Origin of the sequence: Moorena sp. SIO3E8, from assembly GCF_010692445.1 — a bacterium.
In the GTDB taxonomy this organism is placed as follows: Bacteria; Cyanobacteriota; Cyanobacteriia; order Cyanobacteriales; family Coleofasciculaceae; genus Moorena; species Moorena bouillonii.
On the sequence record NZ_JAAHHM010000340.1, the window covers coordinates 1 to 1628 of the forward strand.

Sequence of the window (1628 nt, forward strand, 5' to 3'; positions counted from 1 at the left end):
TATTGGGTAGGTCAGAGGGATTACTCCCTCTTCGCCCCCTAAGCACCGTGCGAACAAGTCTCCAAGTACACGGCGCAACCAACTCCGAAACGACACGTTATTTTGTGCAACTCTTTTCCTTATTACCCGGTTTTGTACCTTTTGGTTTTTGTATCCGGTTTTTAGGAGGGGTTTTTATCCCGAAATACAGTCTTGTCTGTATTTCGGGTTTAGTTGCCCCCAAGGCATGGATGGTTCGATGGCATTCCTCATGGACGTATACTAGATTGTTGTATTTGTCTTGTCCCCCATGTTCCTTAGGAACAATGTGGTGTAGATGTACCCTATCGTAGTCCCCTAGTTGTTGTCGACAATATGGACATTTGTATTTTTGCCTTAGGGCTATTTTGTTCCTGCCTTTTGGCAGTCTACCTTCAGCCGTTTTCTTACTTTGCCTTTCTTTCCTCTTTCTCCAGTATTCTTGTAGATTTGGATTGTCTGGCGAGTAATCATAGGTGACTAATGTGTGTCTAGTTATCTTCGTCCATGGTGCTTTATCCAGGTATTGTTCTTTACTTCCAAAGACCTGTTTGTCTTCTCTTCCGGGACAGAAACATCCGAAGTGTTTTTCTTTTATCCACTTCCAGTCTTTTTTTGGGTATCTCCTCTTGCACCATCTTACTAGCTTCCATGAGATGTAATCATTTAGTTTATTAAATGTTTCCTTCGCTACTACTCCGTTATGGTAGTTTGTCCAACCTCTTATGATTGGTTGTAACTTCCATATGAGCTGCTGAACGGATGCTCCTTTTAGCTTAGCGAATTCCCATTTTATCTTCTTCTTGATTCCCTTTAAGCTTTTATTTGATGGTTTTATTAGAGTTATATACCCCTTTTTCCTAGTTGTGGTTTTATACTTCCGAAAATTCCACCCTAAAAAGTCAAAACCTTCCAATAGGTGAGTTATTTTGGTTTTTTTTTCTGATAGATTTAGTCCTTTCTTGGCTAACCATTTTTCGGTGATTACCTTGGCGTTCGTGGCATCTTCTTCTGATTCTGTTAAAATCACAAAGTCATCCGCAAAGCGAACTAATGTTCTATTTGATTTATTCCTCCAAGAGTCCTCACCCTTTTTAGTTTTTTCTTTTCTGTAGGTTATTCCCAGTTCTTTTTCCAATCCGTGTAGTGCTATGTTGGCCAGTAATGGGCTGATTATTCCCCCTTGTGGGGTACCCATTTCTGTTGGATGGAATGTGTTTTTGTTTACATATCCTGCCTTCAGCCATTCCTGGATTAGTCGTCTCGCTGGGAAATTGCCAATGGTTTCCATTAACGGTTGATGAGCTATGTTATCGAAGCATCCTTTTATGTCAGCTTCCACCACCCACCATTTTTTGTTTCTTTCTCCGTTGATGTTCAGGAATATTCTCTGGCGGGCGTCATGAGTACCTCTTCCTGGTCTAAAACCGTATGATGTGGCTTCAAACTGAGCTTCCCATGCTGGTTCCAAAGCGTTTTTGGTTATGGCTTGTATACATCGGTCTGTAATACTGGGTATTCCCAGTGGCCTCTGCTTGCCATTTGATTTTGGTATGTAGATGCGTTTAGTTGGCTTTGGCTTCCATTTTTTGAGATTTGACAAGGTTTCC

Annotated in this window: 1 protein-coding gene; it reads right to left on the reverse strand. The window is 41.2% G+C overall.

Features of this window, described 5'->3' with window-relative positions:
* Positions 1 to 97 precede the first annotated feature (97 nt).
* The coding region (ltrA, locus tag F6K46_RS39620; protein WP_293068965.1) for a group II intron reverse transcriptase/maturase at positions 98 to 1628 on the reverse strand (1531 nt) is incomplete at its 5' end.